The organism is Luteimonas sp. RC10 (assembly GCF_014192745.1).
GTDB lineage: Bacteria > Pseudomonadota > Gammaproteobacteria > Xanthomonadales > Xanthomonadaceae > Luteimonas.
Window position 1 is genome coordinate 67,068 of sequence record NZ_JACHYJ010000002.1, and the last position, 14,731, is coordinate 81,798.

Here is a 14,731-nt window from a genome sequence, read left to right on the forward strand (position 1 = left end):
ATGGCACACAGCATTCAACCCACTTCCGGCGACACCGCCCGCGTCTACCACGTGATCGAGGACCCCCATGCCCATGACGGGCATGCGCATCACCCCGAGACCGGAACCAACCTCGGCTTCTGGATCTACCTGATGAGCGACTGCCTCATCTTCGCGATCCTGTTCGCCATCTACGCCGTGCTCGGCCGCAACTACGCGGCCGGCCCGTCGCCGGCCGACCTGTTTGACCTGAAGCTGATCCTGGTCGCGACATTCATGCTGCTGTTCTCGTCGATCACCTACGGGTTCGCGATGCTGAACTCGTACAAGCAGAACATCCGCGGCACGATCGGCTGGCTGCTGGTGACCGGCCTGTTCGGCCTGGCGTTCCTGGGCATCGAGCTCTACGAGTTCCACCATCTCGCCCATCTGGGCGCGACCCCGCAGCGCAGCGCGTTCCTGTCGGCATTCTTCACGCTGGTCGGTACCCACGGCCTGCACGTGACGTTCGGTCTGATCTGGCTGGTGACCCTGGTGTTCCAGCTGCGCAAGCATGGGCTCAACGCCGCCAACCACCGCCGCCTGATGTGCCTGTCGATGTTCTGGCACTTCCTGGATGTGATCTGGATCGGCGTGTTCTCGTATGTGTATCTGATGGGAGTCGTGGGATGAGCACCGAAACCAACCACCACCCCGCCCACGAGGCGGCGCACGACGCGCACGGCCACGGCAGCATGCGCGACTATGTGATCGGCTTCGTGCTGTCGGTGATCCTCACCGTCATTCCGTTCTGGCTGGTCATGGGCGAGGTGATCGAGAGCCGCGTCTGGACGGTCGCGCTGATCATGGTGTTCGGCGCCATCCAGATCGTCGTGCACATGATCTACTTCCTGCACATGAACCGGAAATCGGAGGGCGGCTGGATTCTGATGTCGCTGCTGTTCACCGGCATCATCATCGTCATCGCGCTGGTCGGCTCGCTGTGGGTCATGTACCACCTCAACTACAACATGATGCCGATGTCGCCCGAGCAGATGCGCGTCGCGCCCTGACCGCACACCACGCTCCGTCATGACTGCGCAACGCGCCCCGCAACGCCCGGCCCGACGCTGGGCGTTGCTGATATTTCTGATCGCGGCCACGGCCGGCTTCATCGCGCTGGGCCTGTGGCAGGTCGAGCGCCTGGGCTGGAAGCGCGAGCTGATCGCCCGGGTCGAGGCGCGGATCCATGCGGACCCTGTTGCCTTCCCGGCCGCGGCCGACTGGGCCGGTCTCGATCCGGCCGATGCGGAGTATCGACGGGTCACCGCCCGTGGGCGGCTGCTGCACGATCAGGAGGTCGCGGTCTACGCCTCCACCGAGCGTGGGCCGGGCTACTGGATCATGACCCCGATGGCGACCGCGGACGGGGCGGTGTGGATCAATCGCGGCTACGTCGACAATGCGCATCGTCGGCGCGACAGTCGCGCCCGGGTGGACGCCGCGGACGTCGTCGAAATCACCGGTCTGCTGCGCCAGCCCGACCGCGCCGGCCTGCTCGTGCGCGCCAACGTGCCCGCCGAAGACCGCTGGTATGCCCGCGTGCCGGCGGAGATGACCGCCGCGCGGCAGGTCCCGGCACCGGTGGCGCCATTCTTCATCGACGCCCAGACCTCGATCGATGGCGCCAACTGGCCGGTGCCCGGGCTGACGATCGTGCACTTCCGCGACAACCACCTCAGCTATGCGCTGACCTGGTTCGGCATGGCACTGCTGACGCTGCTGGCGATCGGTTTCGTGTGGCGCAACGAGTTCCGGCGCGGCGCGCCCGACGCCGAATAGGCGCTTCCCGCTCCGACCGACGTGTGCAACCCGACGGCCGAGGCCGCCCGGTCAGATGCTCTCAGGCCTTGCCCGGATCGGTGGTGAAGCTCTCGCCGCAGCCGCACTCGGCGGCCGCGTTGGGATTGCGGAACACGAACTCCTGATTCAACCCCTTCTGCTCGAAGTCGATCTCGGTCCCATCGACCATCGGCTGGCTCTGCGCATCGACGTAGATCCGCACGCCGTCCTGTTCGGTCACCGCGTCCCCGGGCTTCTCCTCGTGGGCGAGGTCGACGACATAGCCCCAACCCGAACAGCCGGTCCTGGCCACGCCGAAGCGCAGTCCGAGCGCATCCGGGCTGGCAGCGAGAAAACGGCGGGCCCGTTCGAGGGCGGCGGGAGCGAGTGCGATGGCCATGGAACGAGTGTACTCCTGCGGTCGGCAGCGGCAGCTGAGCGGGCATCCGCGGCGCGGCGGCGGCACGGTAGACTGTGCAGCCATTCATCGGTGCGGATTCCCGGGATTCAAGGCATGACCACGACCAGCGTCCAACAGGCCCTCGCCGGCCATCTTCCCGAAGGCGGCGACGTCACCGTCCGTGGCTGGGTCCGCACCCGCCGCGATTCCAAGGCGGGCCTGAGCTTCGTCAACGTCAGCGACGGCTCGTGCTTTGCGCCGATCCAGGTCGTGGCGCCGCAGACGCTGGCCAACTACGAATCGGAGATCCGCCGGCTGACCGCCGGCTGCTCGGTGATCGCCACCGGCACGCTGGTCCGCTCGCAGGGCCAGGGCCAGAGCTTCGAGATCCAGGCGCGCGAGATCGAGGTCGTGGGCTGGGTCGAAGACCCGGAGACCTATCCGATCCAGCCCAAGGCGCATTCGCTGGAGTTCCTGCGTGAGGTCGCGCACCTGCGCCCGCGCACCAACCTGTTCGGCGCCGTCACCCGCATCCGCCACTGTCTGGCACAGGCGGCGCACCGCTACTTCCACCAGAACGGCTACTACTGGATCAACACCCCCATCGTGACCACGTCCGATGCCGAGGGCGCGGGCCAGATGTTCCGGATCTCGACGCTGGACCTGGCCAACCTGCCGCTGCGCGACGGCAAGGTCGACTTCTCGCGCGACTTCTTCGGCAAGGAAGCGTTCCTGACCGTGTCGGGCCAGCTCAACGTCGAGGCGTTCTGCCTGGCGATGAGCAAGGTCTACACCTTCGGTCCGACGTTTCGCGCCGAGAACAGCCACACCACCCGCCACCTGGCCGAGTTCTGGATGATCGAGCCGGAGATCGCGTTCGCCGATCTGGCCGAGGACGCGCGCGTGGCCGAGGACTTCCTGAAGTTCCTCTTCCGCGCGGTGCTCGATGAGCGCAGCGACGACATGGCATTCATCGCCGAGCGCGTGCAGAAGGATGCGGTCACGCGGCTGGAGAAGTTCATCAACGCCCCGTTCGAGCGCATCGAATACACCGAGGCGGTGGAGTTGCTGCGCAAGTCCGGCCAGAAGTTCGAGTTCCCGGTCGAGTGGGGCCTGGACCTGCAGACCGAGCACGAGCGCTGGCTCACCGAACAGCACGTCGGTCGGCCGGTCGTGGTCGCCAACTACCCCGAACACATCAAGGCGTTCTACATGCGCCTCAACGACGACGGCAAGACCGTTGCGGCGATGGATGTGCTGGCGCCGGGCATCGGCGAGATCATCGGCGGCTCGCAGCGCGAGGAACGGCTCGATGTGCTCGATGCGCGCATGGACCAGTTCGGTCTCGACCGCGAGCACTACGGCTGGTACCGCGACTTCCGCCGCTACGGCACCGTGCCCCACGCCGGCTTCGGCCTGGGCTTCGAGCGCCTGATCGTCTACGTCTGCGGCCTGTCCAACATCCGCGACGCGATCCCCTACCCGCGCGCACCGGGACAGGCGGAGTACTGAGCACGGAGATCGAAGAGGCGTAGACCGTGCGTCTCGAGCCGATACTGGTCTCAGCACTCATTGAAGAGTGCTGAGACCGCGCAATGCGTTGCCTTACTCGTCGACGCAACGCTCATTGCGCCACCGGCACGCCATGTTCAAGACACAGGACTGGCGGTCGCGAATCAGCATGCAGGTCGCCTCGGGATTGCTGCCAACGTCAGGAAGCAACCTGACGGGAGCCGCAAGCGAGGGCGAAACCAGTGTGACGGCCTCTGGCGCCTTGCGGTCTTCGGTCGCGATGCTGGAAGCCTGGACAGACGCAACCGTCAATCCGGCGACAAGACCCATCAGTGCGCCGGCCCATAGTCTGGTCTTCATACATCCTCCTTGAATGGTGTTCGAGGGGCATCCCTCCCGGGCGACGCTAGTGCCGTGCGCGCGTCAAGGTCAAGCGCGATCTCCAGGAACCCATTATCCTTTCGGTGTGTCCACGTGCCGGAAGCTTCGTGATCCTCTTCCTCGCCCTGTGCTTCTTCGGCGTCGCGATCGGTGGGGTGACCGCGTTCGTGATCTTCTGGCCGCTGTCGCTGGTGCACTTGCGCGATCGCCATCCGCAGGTGCGGGCGCGGTTCGCCGACGGCGCGTTCCTGCAGCCTGCCGCGCTGCGCTGGCTGCTGGCCGGCGGCTATTACGAAGTGCCCGACCGCCAGTTCACTGGGCTGGCTACGCCGGCTCGGATCTCGTTGATCGTGATCCTCGGCGCACTGACCGCCTGTGCGGTGCTGTGGCTGTGGTCGATCGCCCCCTGACCTTGCAAGGACGTTTTTTCGATGACCCGCGATGAATGGTGGCTGGCGACGATCGGACGGACCGTGATCTGGGCGCGCCTGCGCGTGCTCGAGGCCGGCACCGCCGAAGTGTTCGACAGCGACGGCAACACCCTGCCCTACGACAGCGAGGACACCGCGCGCTCGATGCTGCTCGACGCCGAGTTCGTGGCCTGGGACGGGCTGGACGCAGAGGATGCGCTCGAGCGTGGCTTCGCGCCCGGCGAGATCGCTCCGCCGCAGGCCGAGGACGATGCGCGGCTGCGCGACCGCATGGTGCAGTCGCTGGGCGCACGCGCCTGACCCAAGCCCGGGCCCGGTGACCCAGGGGCGGCTGCGACCGTCTCCGGTCGTCCTCTCGCTTGCATCCGACGGCCACCGTGGCAGCCTGTGGCCCGACCCCGTCCACTCGCAGGAAGCCGCCCATGGACCTCGACCTGACCGGCCGCCACGCGCTCGTCTGCGGCGCCTCCGAAGGCATCGGACGCGCCACCGCCCACGAACTGGCCCTGCTGGGCGCCAGCGTGACGGTACTCGCCCGGCGCGGCGATGCGCTGCAGGCGGTGCGCGATGCACTCCCGGCGCCGGCCGGCCAGGCGCACCACGCGCTCGTCGCCGACATGGACGATCTGGACGCCCTGCGCTCCCGTCTCGAGGCGCACATCGCCACGGTTCCGGTCCAGATCCTGATCAACAACACCGGCGGGCCACCCGGCGGGCCGGCGCATACCGCATCGACCGACGCCTATCTGAGCGCATTCCGGCGCCATCTGCTCGCCGGGCAAGTCCTGGTCCAGGCCCTGCTGCCGGGCATGCGCGCGGCCGGCTGGGGCCGGATCGTCAACGTGGTGTCGACCTCGGTGCGTGAGCCGATCATGGGCCTGGGCGTGTCCAACACCGTGCGCGGTGCGGTCGCCGGCTGGGCCAAGACACTCTCCCGCGAACTGGCTGCCGACGGGATCACGGTGAACAACGTGCTGCCCGGCTACACGCGCACCCAGCGCATCGCGCAGATCGTCGCCGATCGCGCCGCGCGCAGCGGCCAGTCCGAGGACGCGGTGGTCGCCGCGATGCAGGCCACGGTGCCCGTCGGCCGCTTCGCCGAGCCCGAGGAGACCGCAGGCGTGATCGCGTTTCTCTGCTCGCCGGCCGCCGGCTACGTCAACGGCGTCAGCCTGCCGGTGGACGGCGGGCGCATGGCGTCGATCTGAGCCACACAGGCACCTCGCCCGCCGTTCCGCCACAACAAAGTCACGAGACCGCGACGCGCGGGCTGCTCCGATGCATGCATGCCCGAAGGTCCGGAAACCCACGCCCTCGCCGACCGCCTGTCGCAGTTGCTCGTCGACGAGACACTGACCCGGGTGCGATTCGTCGATCCGGTGCTGCAGCGACGCCGACGCCTGCTCGAAGGCCATCGGGTGTTGGCGGTCGAAGCGCGCGGCAAGGCACTGCTGACCGCCGTCGATGGCGGCTGGACGCTGTATACCCACAGCCACCTGTTCGGCTTCTGGCGGTTCGTCGACGCCCCCGAAGCCCTGCCCGGCGAGACCCGGCCGCGGGTGCTGCTGGTCACGGTGCGCGGTGTCGCCGCGCTCTATGCCGCGCCGTCGGTCTCGCTGTGGCGCACCGATGCGCTCGGCGAGCAGCCGTACCTCGCCAAGCTCGGCCCCGACGTGCTCGATCCGGCCGTCGACGCCAAGGCGCTGCTGGCGCACATGCGCGACCTGCGCTTCGGCAAGCGCACGCTGGCCGCGCTGCTGCTGGCGCAGGACTTCGCGGCCGGGATGGGCAACTACCTGCGCTCGGAGGTGCTGTTCCAGGCGCGGCTGTCGCCGCACCGGATCCTGCAGGATCTGACGGTCGGCGAGCGACGGCGACTGGCCAACGCGCTGCTCGACGTGCCCCGGCGCGCCTACCGCGCCAAGCTCGACGACGCGCTGCCACCCGGCAAGGACTACCTGGCACGGACCCGCGCGAGCTTCGGCTTCGCGGTGTTCGAGCGCGCCGGCGCGCCCTGCCCGCGTGGCGACGGCACCATCGCCGAGATCCGTCTGGCCGGCCGCCGGCTGTACTGGTGTCCAGGCTGCCAGCATTGACCCCCCGGATTCCGGCGTGCGACCACCGCCCCGGACCGGGCGCGCATTCGGCTAAGCTGGCGCCATGCAGCGGCTGACCCACTGGATCGACGGCGCAGCACGGACCCCGGCGGCGGATCGCTGGTTGCCTGTCCACGCCCCCGCCATCGGCCGGGTGTATGCCGAGGTCGCCGCGGGCGATGCCACCGACGTCGATCTCGCACTGCAGGCTGCCGAACGCGCCGCCCCCGGCTGGGCGGCGCTGCCCAACAGCAAGCGCGCGGCCCTGCTCGAGCGTCTGGCGGCGCTGCTGGAGGCCCGCAACGACGAGTTCGCCCACGCCGAGTCCCTGGACGGCGGCAAGCCGTTCGCATTGGCGCGCGATGCCGAGATCCCGCGTGCGGTCGCCAACCTGCGCTTCTTCGCGCATGCCGCGACCCAGTTCGCCAGCGAATCGCACCATGGTGAGCTCGGCCTGCACTACACCCTGCGCCAGCCGCTGGGCACGGTCGCGACGATCTCGCCATGGAACCTGCCGCTGTACCTGTTCACCTGGAAGATCGCGCCGGCGCTGGCGGCGGGCAACACGGTGGTCGCCAAGCCGTCGGAGATCACCCCTGCGACCGCGACGTTACTGGCCGCGCTGTCGGCCGAGGCCGGATTGCCGCCGGGCGTGCTCAACCTCGTCCACGGCAGCGGCGCCGAGGTCGGCGAGACGCTTGTCGTCGATCCGCGGGTGCGAGCGGTGTCGTTCACCGGCAGCACCGCGGTCGGGCGGCGGATCGGCGCGCTCGCCGGCGGCCTGCTGAAGAAGACCTCGCTCGAGCTCGGCGGCAAGAACGCGACGCTGGTCTTCGCCGACAGCGACTGGGAAGACCGGCTCGACACCCTGGTGCGCTCGGCGTTCCAGAACAGCGGCCAGATCTGTCTGTGCGGCTCGCGGATCCTGGTCGAACGGCGGATCGCGGTGCAGTTCACCGAGCGCTTCGTCGCCGAGGCCGCGGCGCTGCGCGTCGGCGACCCGATGGACGCGGACGTGCGCATGGGCCCGCTGGTGTCGCAGGCGCATTTCGACAAGGTGCTCGCCGCGCTGCGGCGGGCTCGCGATGAAGGCGGACGGGTGTTGTGCGGCGGCCACGCGCTCGACCGCCCCGGCTGGTTCGTCGCGCCGACGGTCATCGACGGCCTGGGGCCCGACTGCGCCACCAACCAGGAAGAGATCTTCGGGCCGGTGGTCACGTTGCAGACCTTCGACGACGACGCCGAGGCGCTGGCACTCGCCAATGCCGGCCGCTATGGCCTGGCCGCGACGCTGTGGACCCGCGACCTGGCGCGCGCCCACCGCCTGGCAGCCGCGCTGCGTGCGGGCATGGTCTGGATCAACGGCTGGATGCTGCGCGACCTGCGCACCCCGTTCGGCGGCAGCGGCGACTCGGGGCTGGGCCGCGAAGGCGGGCTGGAAGCCATGCGATTCTTCACCGAAGCGAAGAACATCGGCCTGTCTCTGGAATAATGGCGCTATGGGCGAACTCGACAACCTCCTGCAACGCAACCGTGACTGGGCCGAGCGCGTCTCGCGCGACGACCCGGATTTCTTCAACCGTCTGTCCAGCCAGCAGACCCCCAAGTACCTGTGGATCGGCTGTTCCGATTCGCGCGTGCCGGCCAACCAGATCCTGGGGCTCGACCCCGGCGAGGTCTTCGTGCATCGCAATGTGGCCAATGTGCTTTCGCACGGCGACCTCAATGCACTGTCGGTGATCCAGTTCGCTGTCGACGTGCTCAAGGTCGAGCACATCCTGCTGGTCGGCCACTACGGCTGCGGCGGCGTCCAGGCGGCCCTGACCGGCACGCGGGTCGGCCTGGTCGACAACTGGCTGCGCCACGTTTCCGACCTCGCCTACAAGCACGAGGATCTGCTGGCATCGGTCCAGGATGAGACCCAGCGCCACGCGCGGATGTGCGAGCTCAACGCGATCGAGCAGGCGCTCAACGTCTGTCAGACCACGGTGGTGCGCGATGCCTGGGCGCGCGGGCAGCCGCTGGCGGTCCACGGCTGGGTGTACGCCCTGGGCGACGGCCGCGTGCGCGAACTGTCGATGGACGTGTCCGGCCCTGAGCAGATCACCCCCGCCTACCGCGCCGCCGTCGCCAAGGTGGCCGCGGTCGCCGCGCGCGGCGAGCGCGATGACTGAGGCGGTCCACGCCGCCGCCGCGCCCGCCCCGGTCGGGCGCTACCCGCATGCGCGCCGTGCCGGCGGTCTGTTGTTCCTGTCGGGCATCGGCCCGCGCGACCCGGCGACCGACACGGTGCCGGGCAATGTGCTCGATGCCGAGGGCCGCGTGATCGCGCGCGACATCGCCGCGCAGACCCGCGCCGTGCTCGCCAATGTCCGTACCGTGCTCCAGGCCAGCGGCGCGCGCTGGGAGGACCTGGTCGACGTGACCGTCTACCTGACCGACATGGCCGACTTCGCCGCCTACAACGCGGTCTGGGCCGAGCATTTCCCCGACCCCGCCGCCGCGCCCTGCCGCACGACGCTCGGCATCGATGCGCTGCCCACGCCGATCGCGATCGAAATGAAGTGTGTGGCGACCATTGGCCGCCATCCCACGCCCCTCTCCCGCCCTGCGGGAGAGGGGGGGACCATCGGCGGAGCCGATGGTGGGGTGAGGGCCACGGACGCCGACGCACCAGCATCCATGAAGGAATAAGCCAATGATCCCGGGACCGATCAACCTGCAGGCCTGGATCGACGCGCATCGCGAACTGCTCAAACCGCCGGTCGGCAACAAGTGCATCCACGATGGCGACTTCATCGTGATGATCGTCGGCGGGCCCAATGCGCGGACCGACTATCACTACGACGAAGGTCCGGAGTGGTTCTTCCAGCTCGAGGGCGAGATGGTGCTGCGCATCCAGGAGGACGGTCGCCCGCGCGACATCCCGATCCGGGCCGGCGAGACCTTCCTGCTACCGCCCAAGGTGCCGCATTCGCCGCAACGCAGCGCAGGCTCGGTCGGCCTGGTGATCGAACGCAAGCGTCTGCCGCACGAGCGCGACGGGTTGTTGTGGTTCTGCGAGCGCTGCAACCACACGCTGTTCGAGCACTACTTCACGCTGCACGACATCGAGCAGGACTTCCCCCCGGTATTCGATCGCTTCTACGGCGCGATCGACCTGCGCACCTGCCAGGCCTGTGGCCACGTCAACCCCAGGCCCGCGCGTTACGACCAGGATGCAGGCCCGGCTGCGGGATGACCGACGGCCTGCCGCGCCGCAGCGGGTGCGTCTGGCCGACAGTGCCTACAATCGGGCCATGCTGAAGATCGACATCCACGCCCATTACCTGCCGCGCGACTGGCCGGACCTGGCGGCCAAGTACGGCGAGGCGCGGTTTCCAGTCATCCACCACACCGCCGACGGGCGCCACCGGATCTACAAGGACGGGCGGTTCTTCCGCGAGATCTGGTCGCGGACCTGGGACGCACGCGAGCGTATCGACGACTACGCGCGCTTCGGCGTACAGGTCCAGGTGATCAGCACCGTACCGGTGATGTTCGGCTACTGGGCCAAGCCCGCGCACGCGCTGGAGCTGCACCAGTCGCTCAACGACCACATGGCCGCCACGGTCGCCGCCCATCCGCGGCACTACGCCGGCATCGGCACCGTGCCGCTGCAGTCGCCGCGGCTGGCGATCCAGGAGCTGGAGCGCTGTGTCGACCAGCTCGGCCTGCAGGGCGTGCAGATCGGCAGCCACGTCGGCGACTGGAACCTCGACGCGCCGGAACTGTTCCCGTTCTTCGAGGCCGCCGCCGACCTGGGCGCGGCGATCCTGGTCCACCCCTGGGACATGATGGGCAGCGAATCGATGCCCAAGTACTGGTTGCCCTGGCTGGTCGGCATGCCGGCCGAGCAGGCGCGTGCGGCCTGTTGTCTGGTCTTTGGCGGCGTGCTCGAGCGCTTGCCCAAGCTGCGCATCTGCATGGCGCACGGCGGCGGCAGTTTCCCGTACACGATCGGGCGCATCGAGCACGGCTTCAACATGCGTCCGGACCTGGTTGCCACGGACAATCCGCACAATCCGCGTCGCTACCTCAAGCGGCTGTACTTCGACTCCTGGGTCGCCGACCCGCGGGCGCTGCAGTACCTGCTCGACACCTGCGGCGCGGACCGGGTGATGCTCGGCACCGACTATCCCTTTCCGCTCGGCGAACAGGAACCCGGCGCAGGGATCGAGCAGCTCGCGCTCGACGACGCATCCCGTGCCCGGCTCTACCACGGCACCGCGCTCGATTGGCTGGGCCTGCCGGCCAACCGCTTCGCCTGAGTCCCCTCTTTCGCGTCGCTGCGCGCGACACCACCGGCTTTCCATGATGACCGACTCCCACGCCCTGTTCACCGACGACTACGCCGCAACCGCCGACGCCGCCGACCCGCTCCGGCACTTTCGCGCGCAGTTCCACATGCCGCGCTTCGGCGATGTGGAGCAGGCGTACTTCGTCGGCAATTCGCTGGGCCTGCAACCGCGCGGTGCCCGCGCGCAGGTCGAGGACGTGCTCGACAAATGGGCGATGGAGGCGGTCGAAGGCCATTTCCGCGGCAACTCGCAATGGATGACCTACCACGCGCTGGTCGGCGCGCAGCTGGCCGAGGTCGTGGGCGCGCAACCGGAGGAAGTGGTCGCGATGAACTCGCTGACCGCGAACCTGCATTTTCTGATGGTCGGCTTCTACCGCCCGACCCCCGAACGCCCGGCGATCCTGATGGAAGCCGGCGCGTTTCCGTCCGACCGCTACGCACTCGAATCGCAGGTCCGCTTCCACGGCTTCGACCCGGCGACCGATCTGATCGAAGTGCAGCCTGGCGCCGACGGCCTGTTCGGCACGGACGCGATCGCCGCGGCGATCGCCGAGCACGGACACCGACTGGCGCTGGTGCTGTGGCCCGGGGTCCAGTACCGCACCGGCGAGGCGTTCGACCTGGCGGAAATCGTGCGCCTGGGCCACGCGGCCGGTGCGGTGGTCGGCTTCGACCTGGCGCACGCCGCCGGCAACCTGCCGCTGCGGCTGCACGACAGCGACGCCGATTTCGCGGTGTGGTGCCACTACAAGTATCTCAACAGCGGTCCCGGCGCCGTGGCCGGGGCTTTCGTGCATGCGCGCCACGCCCAGACCGATCGTCCGCGCTTTGCCGGCTGGTGGGGCCACGACGCGGCGACGCGCTTCCGCATGGGGCCGGACTTCCAGCCCACGCCCGGCGCCGAGGGCTGGCAGCTCAGCAATCCGCCGATCCTCGGCCTGGCGCCGCTGCGGGCCTCGCTCGACCTGTTCACCGAGGCCGGGATGCCGGCGCTGCGCGCCAAGTCCGAGCGCCTGACCGGCTATCTGGAAGCGCTGATCAACGCGCAACTGGCGAACGTGCTCGAGATCGTCACGCCCGTCGATCCCGCACAACGCGGCGCCCAGCTATCGCTGCGCGTGCGCGGCGGTCGCGAGCAGGGCCGCGCGCTGTTCGACTATCTGTCCGACCACGGTGTGCTCGGCGACTGGCGAGAACCCGACGTGATCCGCATCTCGCCCGCGCCGCTCTACAACCACCACGCCGACGTGTTGCGATTTGTGCGCGCGGTGAGGCGATGGAGCGAGACACGATGATGGCGGACGCCGACTTTCCTTCCACCGCCGATGCCGACCAGGCCGATGCGGACGGCGATGCGCTGACGCAAGCGCTGCGCGAGGCTGGCGTGGCACCGTGGGCGCTCGACGACGACGAACACATCCGGCCGTTGCACGACCCGCGCGGCACCGCCGCCGGCGTGATCGCCGTCGACGGCGACATCGGGTTGCGCGATTGTCGGGTCGAAGCCACTGTCCGGCTGCCGATGCGCCTGCCGACTCGTCGCTTCGGTCTGTTCCGCGGCTGGCGTGCCCTGCCGCGTCCGGAGCTGTCGGACGCGCATCTCGCTGACGCGGTCAGCATCGGCACCGACCCGCGGCGGATGCACCTCGAGACGCAGTCCTGGCACGCCTTCGCGCTCGACGCCGACCCCGCGGGCTGGCAGGCGTGGTTCGATGCCTTCGCGCAGACCTGGACGTCCGCGCGCACGCACCGGCTCGACGTCACCACGCGCGTGCCCTGCTGGCAGATCCAGGTCCATGTCGCCGACCGCCACACCGAAGTGGGCGGGGTCGCGCTCGACCTCCAGGTGGCCGATCTCGATGCGCTCGGTCTTGCCATCGATCGCCTGCGCGCGCGCCCGGCGGCCGGCCCCGCGGCGTTCGCGACCCCTTCGCAGGACGGCCAGGCCCCTGCGGCGATCCTCGGCGACCGCAGTTGGCTGGCGGGCGATACGGTGGTCGTCGACGCCTACGCGTGGGACATCCGCAGCGAGGCCCGAGTGTCCAACGGCGATCCCGACGCGACGCCGCTGCACCGGATCCGGGTCGCGTTGGCGCGCCGCCCGCTGGCAGAGGCACTGTCGAGCATCCGCAGCGCGCTGCGGTCGCTTGCGGACCGCTTCCACGCCGTCGCGCCCGACGGGTCGGCGTTCGTCAGCGGTGCCGCGCCATGAGCGCCCGCCAGCTGACCATCGTCGGCGCAGGCCTGGCCGGTGCACTGCTGGGCATCCTGCTGCGGCGCCGGGGCTGGGAGGTCGACCTGTACGAGAAGCGCGGCGATCCGCGGCGCCTGGGCTACGCCGGCGGGCGTTCGATCAACCTGGCGCTGGCCGAGCGCGGCCGGCATGCGCTGCGCGCCGCCGATGCGGACGAGGCGGTGATGCGGCACGCGATCATGATGCGCGGGCGCATGGTGCACACCGGCGACGCCGCGCCGCGGCTGCAGCGCTATGGCCGCGACGACGGCGAGGTGATCTGGTCGGTGCATCGCGGCGATCTGAATGTCGTACTGCTCGATCTGGCAGAGGCCGCCGGTGCTCGGCTGCATTTCGATGCCGGCCTGGACGCAGTGAACTTCGACGCCCGGCACGCGGTGTTCCGCGATCCCGCCAGCGGCGCGACGCGCGAGGTTCCGTTCCAGGCGCTGGTCGGCGCCGACGGTGCCGGCTCGGCGCTGCGCGCGGCGATGCAGCGCGTGCGCGACCTTGGTGAGCGGGTCGACGTGCTCGATCATGGCTACAAGGAACTGGAGATTCCCCCGTCGGCCGACGGCGGCTTCCGCATCGAGCCGCACGCCCTGCACATCTGGCCCCGCGGCCACTACATGTGCATCGCCCTGCCCAACGACGAGCGCACGTTCACCGTCACCCTGTTCTTGCCACACCGCGCAGGCGCCGACGGCGGCCCGGCGTTCGACCAGATCCACGATGTGGATGCGGCGCAGGCGTTCTTCGCGCGCGAATTCCCCGACGCGCTGGCGCTGATGCCCGAGTTCCGCGCGCACTGGGCCGCCAATCCGGTCGGCCAGCTGGCCACGCTGTATCTCGACCGCTGGCATCTCGACGGCCGCGCGGTGCTGCTGGGCGATGCCGCGCACGCGATGGTGCCGTTCCACGGCCAAGGCATGAACTGCGCGTTCGAAGACTGCGTGGCGCTGGCCGATCAGCTCGACGCGCATGCCGATACCGCCGACGCATTCGCCGCGTTCGAGGCGCAGCGCCGACCCGACGCCGCCGCGATCCAGCGCATGGCGCTCGACAACTACCTGGAGATGCGCGACCGGGTCGACGATGCCGACTACCTGCTGCAGCGCGAACTCGAACTCGCCTTGCAGGCGCGTCACCCCGGCCGCTTCGTCCCGCACTACGCGATGGTGACCTTCATGCGCATCCCCTACTCGCTGGCGATGCGCCGCACCGATCTGCAGCGCTGCATCCTCGAACGCGCGACGGCCGGCCACACCGCCCTCGACGCGCTGGACTGGCCGGCCATCGACGCCGAGGTGCGGGCGCAGCTGACGCCGTTGGAGGATGTGGCCGCATGATTGTCATGGCATCACAAGGGCTTGCAGCACCGAGGCGCCGGTAACACCGCTTATGACTGACAGTTTTCTCTTCTACGATCGCGCCTCGACAAACCTGCCGCCCCCTGCAGAAATGATGCCGTCGCAACGGCCTGCAGCAACGAAGCGCCGATAGCATCGCTTTTATGACAGATAGCTTTCTCTTCTA

General features: G+C 69.2%; 18 protein-coding genes. 16 read left to right on the top strand and 2 right to left on the bottom strand.

Features of this window, described 5'->3' with window-relative positions; genetic code table 11:
• Genes cyoC through FHW73_RS04065 form a run of 3 tightly spaced genes read left to right on the top strand, consistent with a single transcriptional unit; the run spans position 1 to position 1,800 of the window.
• Complete coding sequence (gene cyoC / locus FHW73_RS04055) at positions 1-651, top strand: cytochrome o ubiquinol oxidase subunit III (protein ID WP_183425439.1); 651 nt, start codon at positions 1-3, stop codon at positions 649-651.
• Positions 648-1,031, top strand: a complete 384-nt coding sequence (gene cyoD, locus FHW73_RS04060; protein ID WP_183425440.1) for a cytochrome o ubiquinol oxidase subunit IV — start codon at positions 648-650, stop codon at positions 1,029-1,031. Before cyoC ends, cyoD begins: the two co-directional genes overlap by 4 nt.
• A gap of 19 nt (positions 1,032-1,050) precedes the next feature.
• On the top strand, positions 1,051-1,800 hold the full coding sequence (locus FHW73_RS04065; RefSeq protein ID WP_183425441.1) for an SURF1 family protein: 750 nt from the start codon (positions 1,051-1,053) through the stop codon (positions 1,798-1,800).
• A 61-nt stretch (positions 1,801-1,861) separates the two neighbouring features.
• Here the strand turns inward: FHW73_RS04065 and FHW73_RS04070 are convergent, their stop codons facing one another.
• The gene (locus FHW73_RS04070) at positions 1,862-2,200 is read right to left on the bottom strand and encodes an iron-sulfur cluster assembly accessory protein (protein ID WP_183425442.1); all 339 of its coding nucleotides are present in this window, start codon (positions 2,198-2,200) and stop codon (positions 1,862-1,864) included.
• A 114-nt stretch (positions 2,201-2,314) separates the two neighbouring features.
• On the opposite strand from FHW73_RS04070, the gene asnS reads away from it, so the two are divergent.
• Complete coding sequence (gene asnS, locus FHW73_RS04075) at positions 2,315-3,712, top strand: asparagine--tRNA ligase (protein ID WP_183425443.1); 1,398 nt, start codon at positions 2,315-2,317, stop codon at positions 3,710-3,712.
• A gap of 93 nt (positions 3,713-3,805) precedes the next feature.
• On the opposite strand, the gene FHW73_RS04080 is transcribed toward asnS, so the two are convergent.
• A complete protein-coding gene (locus FHW73_RS04080; protein WP_183425444.1) occupies positions 3,806-4,072 on the bottom strand; it encodes a hypothetical protein in 267 nt (88 codons plus the stop codon).
• Positions 4,073-4,200: 128 nt separating this feature from the next.
• Here FHW73_RS04080 and FHW73_RS04085 point away from each other — a divergent pair, with 128 nt between their 5' ends.
• The 12 genes from FHW73_RS04085 to FHW73_RS04140 all read left to right on the top strand — a co-directional run bounded on the left by FHW73_RS04085 (position 4,201) and on the right by FHW73_RS04140 (position 14,544).
• Positions 4,201-4,503, top strand: a complete 303-nt coding sequence (locus FHW73_RS04085; RefSeq protein WP_183425445.1) for a hypothetical protein — start codon at positions 4,201-4,203, stop codon at positions 4,501-4,503.
• 21 nt (positions 4,504-4,524) lie between these two features.
• A complete protein-coding gene (locus FHW73_RS04090) occupies positions 4,525-4,824 on the top strand; it encodes a hypothetical protein (protein ID WP_183425446.1) in 300 nt (99 codons plus the stop codon).
• A gap of 122 nt (positions 4,825-4,946) precedes the next feature.
• Positions 4,947-5,732 carry an SDR family oxidoreductase gene (locus FHW73_RS04095; protein ID WP_183425447.1) on the top strand — a complete coding sequence of 262 codons (786 nt, stop codon included), beginning with the start codon at positions 4,947-4,949 and terminating at the stop codon, positions 5,730-5,732.
• Positions 5,733-5,810: 78 nt separating this feature from the next.
• The gene (locus FHW73_RS04100; RefSeq protein WP_183425448.1) at positions 5,811-6,620 is read left to right on the top strand and encodes a DNA-formamidopyrimidine glycosylase family protein; all 810 of its coding nucleotides are present in this window, start codon (positions 5,811-5,813) and stop codon (positions 6,618-6,620) included.
• Positions 6,621-6,684: 64 nt separating this feature from the next.
• Entirely contained in the window at positions 6,685-8,112 is a 1,428-nt protein-coding gene (locus FHW73_RS04105; RefSeq protein WP_183425449.1) for an aldehyde dehydrogenase, read from the top strand.
• A 7-nt stretch (positions 8,113-8,119) separates the two neighbouring features.
• Entirely contained in the window at positions 8,120-8,794 is a 675-nt protein-coding gene (gene can, locus FHW73_RS04110; protein WP_183425450.1) for a carbonate dehydratase, read from the top strand.
• Positions 8,787-9,314 (top strand): RidA family protein, encoded by a 528-nt coding sequence (locus tag FHW73_RS04115; protein WP_183425451.1) that lies wholly within the window; start codon positions 8,787-8,789, stop codon positions 9,312-9,314. The genes can and FHW73_RS04115 overlap by 8 nt, the downstream gene beginning before the upstream one ends.
• 4 nt (positions 9,315-9,318) lie before the next feature.
• On the top strand, positions 9,319-9,861 hold the full coding sequence (locus tag FHW73_RS04120; protein WP_183425452.1) for a 3-hydroxyanthranilate 3,4-dioxygenase: 543 nt from the start codon (positions 9,319-9,321) through the stop codon (positions 9,859-9,861).
• A 58-nt stretch (positions 9,862-9,919) separates the two neighbouring features.
• Positions 9,920-10,930 (top strand): amidohydrolase family protein, encoded by a 1,011-nt coding sequence (locus FHW73_RS04125; RefSeq protein ID WP_183425453.1) that lies wholly within the window; start codon positions 9,920-9,922, stop codon positions 10,928-10,930.
• 46 nt (positions 10,931-10,976) lie between these two features.
• The gene (gene kynU / locus FHW73_RS04130) at positions 10,977-12,257 is read left to right on the top strand and encodes a kynureninase (RefSeq protein ID WP_183425454.1); all 1,281 of its coding nucleotides are present in this window, start codon (positions 10,977-10,979) and stop codon (positions 12,255-12,257) included.
• A complete protein-coding gene (locus tag FHW73_RS04135) occupies positions 12,254-13,174 on the top strand; it encodes a hypothetical protein (RefSeq protein WP_183425455.1) in 921 nt (306 codons plus the stop codon). The genes kynU and FHW73_RS04135 overlap by 4 nt, the downstream gene beginning before the upstream one ends.
• Complete coding sequence (locus FHW73_RS04140; protein WP_183425456.1) at positions 13,171-14,544, top strand: NAD(P)/FAD-dependent oxidoreductase; 1,374 nt, start codon at positions 13,171-13,173, stop codon at positions 14,542-14,544. Before FHW73_RS04135 ends, FHW73_RS04140 begins: the two co-directional genes overlap by 4 nt.
• The last annotated feature ends 187 nt before the right edge of the window (positions 14,545-14,731 follow it).

What these genes read in the sequence shown, in the direction of transcription:
- cyoC (WP_183425439.1), top strand. Translation starts at nt 1, where the DNA reads ATGGCACACAGCATTCAACCCACTTCCGGCGACACCGCCCGCGTCTAC.
- cyoD (WP_183425440.1), top strand. Translation starts at nt 648, where the DNA reads ATGAGCACCGAAACCAACCACCACCCCGCCCACGAGGCGGCGCACGAC.
- FHW73_RS04065 (WP_183425441.1), top strand. Translation starts at nt 1,051, where the DNA reads ATGACTGCGCAACGCGCCCCGCAACGCCCGGCCCGACGCTGGGCGTTG.
- FHW73_RS04070 (WP_183425442.1), bottom strand. Translation starts at nt 2,200, where the DNA reads ATGGCCATCGCACTCGCTCCCGCCGCCCTCGAACGGGCCCGCCGTTTT.
- asnS (WP_183425443.1), top strand. Translation starts at nt 2,315, where the DNA reads ATGACCACGACCAGCGTCCAACAGGCCCTCGCCGGCCATCTTCCCGAA.
- FHW73_RS04080 (WP_183425444.1), bottom strand. Translation starts at nt 4,072, where the DNA reads ATGAAGACCAGACTATGGGCCGGCGCACTGATGGGTCTTGTCGCCGGA.
- FHW73_RS04090 (WP_183425446.1), top strand. Translation starts at nt 4,525, where the DNA reads ATGACCCGCGATGAATGGTGGCTGGCGACGATCGGACGGACCGTGATC.
- FHW73_RS04095 (WP_183425447.1), top strand. Translation starts at nt 4,947, where the DNA reads ATGGACCTCGACCTGACCGGCCGCCACGCGCTCGTCTGCGGCGCCTCC.
- FHW73_RS04100 (WP_183425448.1), top strand. Translation starts at nt 5,811, where the DNA reads ATGCCCGAAGGTCCGGAAACCCACGCCCTCGCCGACCGCCTGTCGCAG.
- FHW73_RS04105 (WP_183425449.1), top strand. Translation starts at nt 6,685, where the DNA reads ATGCAGCGGCTGACCCACTGGATCGACGGCGCAGCACGGACCCCGGCG.
- can (WP_183425450.1), top strand. Translation starts at nt 8,120, where the DNA reads ATGGGCGAACTCGACAACCTCCTGCAACGCAACCGTGACTGGGCCGAG.
- FHW73_RS04115 (WP_183425451.1), top strand. Translation starts at nt 8,787, where the DNA reads ATGACTGAGGCGGTCCACGCCGCCGCCGCGCCCGCCCCGGTCGGGCGC.
- FHW73_RS04120 (WP_183425452.1), top strand. Translation starts at nt 9,319, where the DNA reads ATGATCCCGGGACCGATCAACCTGCAGGCCTGGATCGACGCGCATCGC.
- FHW73_RS04125 (WP_183425453.1), top strand. Translation starts at nt 9,920, where the DNA reads ATGCTGAAGATCGACATCCACGCCCATTACCTGCCGCGCGACTGGCCG.
- kynU (WP_183425454.1), top strand. Translation starts at nt 10,977, where the DNA reads ATGACCGACTCCCACGCCCTGTTCACCGACGACTACGCCGCAACCGCC.
- FHW73_RS04135 (WP_183425455.1), top strand. Translation starts at nt 12,254, where the DNA reads ATGATGGCGGACGCCGACTTTCCTTCCACCGCCGATGCCGACCAGGCC.
- FHW73_RS04140 (WP_183425456.1), top strand. Translation starts at nt 13,171, where the DNA reads ATGAGCGCCCGCCAGCTGACCATCGTCGGCGCAGGCCTGGCCGGTGCA.